The sequence below is a fragment of the Mesorhizobium sp. M7A.F.Ca.CA.001.08.2.1 genome (genome assembly GCF_003998455.1).
Classification (GTDB): Bacteria; Pseudomonadota; Alphaproteobacteria; order Rhizobiales; family Rhizobiaceae; genus Mesorhizobium; species Mesorhizobium ciceri.
In genome coordinates, this window is the sequence record NZ_RZPW01000283.1 from 1 (window position 1) to 7,351 (window position 7,351).

7 protein-coding genes are annotated in these 7,351 nt (G+C 62.3%); 1 reads left to right on the forward strand and 6 read right to left on the reverse strand.

Annotated features, from left to right (window positions below; genetic code table 11):
• From EN914_RS17825 to EN914_RS17850, 6 genes are all read right to left on the reverse strand, one after another.
• Positions 1 to 619: ABC transporter ATP-binding protein (locus EN914_RS17825; protein WP_164778777.1), on the reverse strand; the 619-nt coding region annotated here is incomplete at its 3' end.
• A complete protein-coding gene (locus tag EN914_RS17830; RefSeq protein WP_013531725.1) occupies positions 616 to 1,587 on the reverse strand; it encodes an ABC transporter permease in 972 nt (323 codons plus the stop codon). The genes EN914_RS17825 and EN914_RS17830, both read right to left, overlap by 4 nt.
• Complete coding sequence (locus tag EN914_RS17835) at positions 1,587 to 2,603, reverse strand: ABC transporter permease (protein ID WP_013531726.1); 1,017 nt, start codon at positions 2,601 to 2,603, stop codon at positions 1,587 to 1,589. Before EN914_RS17835 ends, EN914_RS17830 begins: the two co-directional genes overlap by 1 nt.
• A 39-nt stretch (positions 2,604 to 2,642) precedes the next feature.
• Positions 2,643 to 4,304 (reverse strand): ABC transporter substrate-binding protein, encoded by a 1,662-nt coding sequence (locus tag EN914_RS17840; protein ID WP_024503325.1) that lies wholly within the window; start codon positions 4,302 to 4,304, stop codon positions 2,643 to 2,645.
• 18 nt (positions 4,305 to 4,322) lie between these two features.
• Positions 4,323 to 5,228 (reverse strand): proline iminopeptidase-family hydrolase, encoded by a 906-nt coding sequence (locus EN914_RS17845; RefSeq protein ID WP_024503326.1) that lies wholly within the window; start codon positions 5,226 to 5,228, stop codon positions 4,323 to 4,325.
• A 53-nt stretch (positions 5,229 to 5,281) separates the two neighbouring features.
• Complete coding sequence (locus EN914_RS17850) at positions 5,282 to 6,796, reverse strand: leucyl aminopeptidase (protein ID WP_024503327.1); 1,515 nt, start codon at positions 6,794 to 6,796, stop codon at positions 5,282 to 5,284.
• Positions 6,797 to 7,043: 247 nt separating this feature from the next.
• On the opposite strand from EN914_RS17850, the gene EN914_RS17855 reads away from it, so the two are divergent.
• Positions 7,044 to 7,351: LysR family transcriptional regulator (locus EN914_RS17855; RefSeq protein ID WP_127389183.1), on the forward strand; the 308-nt coding region annotated here is incomplete at its 3' end.

Here is a 7,351-nt window from a genome sequence, read left to right on the forward strand (position 1 = left end):
CCACCGCCGACTTGTGCGTCGCGCGCAGCTTGCGCACCAGATCGAGAATGCCGGCCTGTACGGTGACGTCGAGCGCCGTGGTCGGTTCGTCAGCCACCAGCAACGCCGGATTGCAGGACAAAGCCATTGCGATCACCGCCCGTTGACGCATGCCTCCGGACAGTTGGTGCGGGTAGCGCGACATCGCCTCGTGCGGGTTCGGAAAATTCACCTCGGCCAGCAATTCCTCCACGCGCTCCATCGCCTTGGACTTGCTGATGTTGCGATGCGCGCGGATCTGTTCGGCGATCTGCCAGCCGATCGTGTAGACAGGCGTCAACGCGGTCATCGGATCCTGGAAGATCATCGCGATCTCGTTGCCGCGCAGCCGCCTCAGTTCGCGCGCGGGCAGTCCCACCAGTTCGCGGCCTTTGTAACGGATCGAGCCTTCGATGGTGGCGTTGGGGTCGGTGATCAGACCCATGACGGCCAGCAGCGACACGGTCTTGCCGGAACCGGACTCACCGACGACGCCGAGGATCTCGCTCTCCTCGAGGTCGAAGGAAACGCCATCGATGGCCCGCACCAGGCCATCATTTGTGCGGAAGGATACTTTGAGGTCGCGCACCGACAGTATCATGATGTCCTCAGGCGCGGATCGAGAAGGATGTAGACGAAATCGACGACCGCATTGGCAACAACCACGAACATCGAAGCGTACATCACCGTTGCCATGATCATCGGCAGATCGAGATTCTGCAGCGCGTCATAAGTAAGCTTGCCGATGCCGTGCAGCCCGAACACCACCTCCGTGAGCAGGGCCGAGCCTCCGACCAGCGCACCGAAATCCAGGCCGAACAGGGTGACGAAGGCGATGAGTGACGTGCGCAAGGCATGGCGCAGCAGGATGCGGGTCTCCGACAGGCCCTTGGCCCGGGCCGTACGGATATAGTCCTCCTGCAGGGATTCGATGATCGCCGCGCGCAGCACGCGCCCATAAATGCCGATGTAGAGAATGGACAGCGTGATCCACGGAATGACCAGGGTCAGGAACCAGCCTTTTGGATCGTCGGAGAAGTTCTTGTAGCCGAGCGGCGGCACCCAGGAGAACGCCCAGCTGTCGTGGTAGCGGCTCTGGGTGATCAGGTTCATCACCTCGCCCAGCCAGTACACCGGCATCGAAATACCGAGCAGCCCTAGCGCCATCAGCAGCTTATCCAGCCAGCTGCCGCGCGTGGCGGCGGCGGCGATGCCGATGATGATGGAGACGACCACCCACAGGATCGCCGCTCCGAACACCAGCGAGAGCGTGACCGGGATCGAATCCATGACCGCCGGCACCACCTTCCAGCCACGATTGACGAAGGAGGTCAGATCGCCGGTGACGAAGATCTTCTCCATCATCGTCACATATTGCACGTAGAGCGGCCGGTCGAAGCCGAAGCTGTGGCGTACCGCCTCCAGCACTTCGGGCGATGCATTGCGGCCGGCGATGCGCGCCGCCGGATCGGAGCCCGGCGTTGCGAAGAAAATCAGGAAGACGATGACCGAGATGCCGAACATCACGAACAGCATCTGGCCGAACCGGCGCAGGATTGCGTAGATCATCAGTCGCGCCCCAGCCGAACCTTGGAGCGCGGGTCGAGCGCGTCGCGCAGACCGTCGCCGAAGACATTGAGCGCCATGACGGAAACCGCGATCGCCAGGCCCGGCACCAGCGCCACCAGTGGCCTGGTGTAGAGCAGCGCCTGTCCGTCCTGGATAATGGTGCCCCAGCTCGCGGCCGGCGGCTGCACGCCGATCGAAAGGAAGGAAAGGGCTGATTCCGTGAGCATGTTCAGCGCCATCATCAGCGGCACGAAGACGATCAGCGTCGTGGTGACGTTGGGCAGGATGTCGCGCCACAGGATGCGCCATCCCGGCACGCCCAGATTGATCGCGGCGAGCACGAATTCGCTTTTGCGCAGTGCCAGAACCTGCCCGCGTATCGGACGAGCCACATAGGGCACGTAGACGATACCGATGATGATGACAGGCAGCCACAGACTGCCGGACTCGATCTGGATCGGTCCTATCGTGATGCCATGCGCGATGGTGACGATGGAGAGCGAAATCGCCAGCAGATAAATGGGGAACGCCCACAGTATGTCGAGGAAGCGCGACAGCACCGTGTCGGTGACGCCGCCGAAATAGCCGGCGATCAATCCCGCCGCCGTGCCCAGGATCAGGGTGAAGATGGTGGCTGCTCCGGAGATCAGCAACGAGCTCAGCCCGCCATAGAGCATCCTGGCCATGACATCGCGCCCCTGGCTGTCGGCGCCGAGGAAGTAATTGCCCAGCCGCCAGGTCGGGCCGAGCGGTGTGTAGCCAAGCCCGAGCCCCTCAGTCGACTGTTCCATCACCGGAACGTCGACGCCGTCGATCTGGATGACGGCGTCGAGCGTCGAGGCGAAGGGGTCCACGCCGGCCCATTTCGCATAAAGAGGCGCACTGAGGCAGGCAAGGACGATGAGGAGGAACACGGCCAGCGACGCCATGGCAGCCCTGTCCCTTGCCAGCTTCGCAAACGCGACGGCCCAGGGCCCTCGCGTCTTGCGCGGCGCGGCGACAGCTACGTTCGACACGGACGTGCCCCTCCGCGGTTCGTTACTGCACCCAGGCCATTACTGTACCCAGGATTGGGTGATCATCCAGTTGAACTGCCGGTTGAACTTGAAATTGCCAAGACGTTTGCTGACGAAGTCAAGCCGCTTCGGCGTGAAGAGGCCGACCGCAGGTGCCTTGTCGGTGACTTGCCTGTCGATTTCAGCCCACATTTTATCGGCGGCTTTCTGATCGGTGACGCCGAGGTCCAATGCCTTTTGCATCTTGGCGTCGATTTCCTTGTCGCAGAAGCCGGCGATGTTGATCGAGGCGTCCGAACCTTCGCGGAAAGAGGCGCAGCTGAACAGGATGTTCAGGAAGTCCGAAGCCGCCGGATAGTCCTTGTACCACTGGGTGACGGACATCTGCACCTTGTTGTTGGTGTTCTGGATGTAGGTGAACTGGATGTTCGACGAGATCGGCTTGACGTCGGCGACATAGCCGATGCTGGTCAGCACGCTCTGCAGATAGACGCCGATGGAGCGCGAAATGGCGGTGTCCTCGACGATGATGGTCACCTTCTGGCCCTTGGTGCCGGAGTCCTCAACGAGCTGCTTTGCCTTGTCGAGGTCGGGGGCCGACCATTTGGCGCCCGGATTCTTGGTGAAGGGGCAATAGTCTTCATGGCCGGGGAAGTCCGGAGGCAGGACCTGGCAGACCGGCGAAGCCAGCACCTTGCCGCCGAACAGCTTGACCAGCGTGTTGCGATCGATCGCATAGGCAACGGCCTGACGGGCTTTTTCATTGTCGAAGGGTGCGAGACGGTTGTTCAGCGGCGCGTACCACCAAGCCGAAAGCGGCGAGATGTGCAGCTGGTCCATGGACTTGCTACCCAGTTCGCCCAGGCGATCGCTGGGCAGAGCGTCGAACATCCAGTCCGCTTCGCCGTTCTGGATCGCGGTGACGGCTGCCTCTTCGGACAGGCCGAAATCATATTGGACGACATCCGGATAGCCGTCCGGCTGGGCTTCTTCGCTCCACTGCTTGAAATTGGGGTTGCGGGAAACCGTCATGCCCTTGTTCGGGTCGAAGGCGGAGATCATGTACGCGCCGGTGCTGGGAATGGGCTTGGAACCCATGTCTTCAGCGGGCGTGTCCGCCGGCAGGACCACGGCATGCGGCAAGGCAAGCTTGTAGAGCAGCTCGGCATCCGGCTTGGTGATGTTGATGGTGATGGTGCCGGCCGCTTCGTCGCCGACAACGCCGCCTTCCAGCGTGCAGCTCTTGGTGTCAGCCAGGCATTTGTCGGCCCCGACGATGCCGGCATAGAACGTGCCGGAGGTGGGTCCGGAAACCTTGAAGATGCGCTGGAAAGAAGCGACGACGTCCTTCACGCCAAGATCCTGGCCGCTGGAGAACTTGATGCCCTTGCGCAGCTTGAAGGTGAAGGTCTTGCCGTCATTGCTGACCTGCGGCAGGGCCTCGGCCAGATCGGGGACGATGGTGAAGCCGTCCATGCCCTCGGCCTTGCGGAAGGCCACCAGGCCGTCATAGATCGGCTGGTACATCTGCCAGCCCTGGTCCGTGTAATTGATGTGCGGATCGAGCGTTCCGGCCGCGGAGCGGGCCAGCAGGCGGATGGTGCCGCCTCGGTGCTCCTTGAGATATTCGGCCTGTGCCGGGGCCAGCCATGTACCGGCCAGCAATGCCGCGGCTGTTGCCGCCAGAAGCAGTTTCTTCATGTCTTGATTCCCCTTTTTTCAGTTATCGTTGTGGTCCAGGAAGTCTCCCACCACCCGCATGCACGCATCTTGCTCTTCGACATGCGGCATGTGGCTGGAATGCTCGAATATCTCCCAGCGAGACCCCTTGATGCCGTCCTTATAGGGCTGCACGGTCGCGGGCGTGGCCTCGTCGTGACGTCCGGAGATGATCAGTGTGGGAACATCGATGGCCGGCAGGCGCTCGACGATGCTCCAGTTCCTCAGCGTTCCGATGACATGGAACTCGTTTGGCCCATTCATCAGATTATAGACGGTCGGATTGCGCACGACCTGGGCGAAACTTTCCGTGACTTCGGGCGGGAAAGGCACGACCCGGCAGACATGCCGCTCGTAGAACACCATCGTCGCAGCCTGGTAAGCCGCATCGTCCGTCGTGCCGGCCTGTTCGTGCCGGGTCAGGGTCTCCTGCACATCCGCGGGCAGATCCGCACGCAACCGGTTGGCCTCTTCGACCCACAGTTTCATGGAAGCCGGTGAGTTGGCTATGGTCAGCGATTTCAGGCCTTGCGGCCGCGTCACGGCATATTCGGCGCCCAGCATACCGCCCCAGCTCTGGCCGAGCACGTGGAAGCCTCTCCGAATGCCGAGGTGGTCGACGAGGTTTTCAAGCTCGTCGATGAACAGCCCAGGTGTCCAGAAATCGGCACCTTTCTCAGGCAGCAAGGTGGAATTGCCGCAGCCCAACTGGTCGTAGTGGATGACGGCGCGATCCCTTCGCGCAAGAAGCTTGTAGGCATCGACATAATTGTGGGCGACGCCCGGGCCGCCATGCAGGATCACCACAGGCGCCTTTTCGCCGCCGAGTTCGCCACTGACCCGATACCAGGTCTCGTAGGCGCCGAAAGCGGCCCGTCCTTCCGTGCCGATGATCTCAGATGACATCCCAATTCCCAGTGCGATTGAAGGTACTTTTATCGTCCGCGGCGGCAGGCGCCCTAACTCATGTTACGGGTGACCTGCACCCACTCTTCCAGCATCTGCACGCCAAATGCCGTGGCACCTTGCCTGCCGAGCGGCCGATCGGTGTCGGTCAGTTCCTTGCTGGCGATGTCGAGATGCACCCAGGGGCGATCTTCCGTGAAATGGCGCAGGAAGGCTGCGGCATAGGGAGCATCGCCATCTTCCATATCCTTGGCATGATGCCGCAGGTCCGCGAACGGCGATTGCAGGCCCTCGTCGTAGGCCCGATCGAGCGGCAGCCGCCAGAACCGCTCGCCGACCGTTTCTCCGGCCGCGATCATCTGTGACGCGATGGCATCGTCGGTGCTGAACAGGCCGGCGAATATCGACCCCAACCCACGCGTCACCGAATAGGTCAGCGTTGCCAGATCGACGATCACTAAAGGGTTGAAGCGCGTGGCTGCATAGTGGAGGCAGTCGGCCAGAAGCAGGCGTCCCTCCGCATCCGTGTCGAACACTTCCACTGTCTGTCCGGACGCCGTCGTGATGATGTCGCGCGGTTTGAGCGCCGTGCCGGATGGCATGTTCTCCGCAATGCCGAGAACACCGACAACGTGTACCGGGCTGCCTTGCCGGGCGAGCGCGATCAGCAGGCCGACCACAGCGGCCGCTCCGCCCATGTCGGCTTTCATGTCGAACATCTGCGCTCCGCCCTTGATGCAGAGGCCGCCCGAATCGAAGCAGACGCCCTTGCCGACGAAAGCGAGTGGTTGGGCGGGAGCACCCTTGCCCCGGTAGCGCAGGACAGCGACCCGCGGCGGGCGTGCCGAGCCCGATCCGACAGCAAGAAGCGCGTTCATGCCGAGCTCCTTCAGTTGCGCGGCATCAAGCATTTCGATGTCGATGCCGGCTTCACGCAGGGGCTCAAGATGATCGTGGAAATTGTCGGGATGGAGGTGGTTCGGCGGCAGGTTGACCAGGGTGCGTGCATATTCGACGCCGTCGGCGATGGCATTGATCCGCGCCAGCGCCGCTGTCAGATCCGGGCCGCGAGCCCCTACCAGTTTCACCCGCAAGGTTCTATCCGCTCCCGCCCCTTGCCGCCGGTTGCGCATATCGAAACGATAGCGGCGTAGCCGCATGCCAAGCGCGACACGCGCCAGGATTTCGGCGCCGGGCAGGTCAACGCCGGCGATCGGGTCCAGGACCAGGGTGGGCGCGCATTCCCCCTTGCCCTCGAGATGCGCGGCAAGCAGACCGCCGGCGCGCGCCAGTGACAGGGTGGTTACGGCTTCAGCTTTGCCCAGGGCCAGGACGACCACGCGCTTGGTCGATACGGACTGCGGGGCAATAAGATCGATGCAGGTGCCGGATTCGATCAAGGCGGCCGGGTCGGAGCAGGCGCGCGAGAGAATCCCGCCCATCTCGGCATCCAGGGTGGACGCCCGCGGGCCGAAGCCTGTTTGGGCAGTTTGCAAGATCACGACGACGGAGGCTTCCGAGGAAATCTCGTCCGCGGCCTCGAAAACCGGCGCTGGCGATTGAGGCATAGGCTGGCGCTCTCTCCGATTGCGGCAATACCAGCCGGGTCGCGAGCAACGCTTCGCTCACCCCGGTGGAGACTGGTCAAGCCGGTCTCCGCCGTTCGTGGTATAATGCCGGTCCCCAAATAGTCGCTTTCTTGAGACGACTTAATTGCTCTTGTCTTCTGGGTATCCCCTAACAGGGCAGGCGATCAAACGCGAATTCTGCCCATGTCGATTGACAAAAACTCAACTGGCAATTCATGATCGGCCAATGGCCCTTCCCTCACTCAATGGCATGCGCGCTTTCGAGGCCGCCGCTCGCCTTGGCAGCGTCAAGGACGCGGCGGAAGAACTGCATCTGACACCCTCGGCTGTCAGCCGGCACATCCGCGCGCTTGAACGAAATCTTGGCCAGGACCTGTTCGAACGCGGTTTTCGCCAGATAACGCCAACCATAAGGGGCTCCTACTATGCGCGCAGCCTCTCGGAGGCGTTCGAAGCGATCTGGCGCGCCACCGATGACGTCAGCCTCTCCGAGGGGTCGCGCCACGGCAAGATCCAACGTGTCCGGGTCTTGTG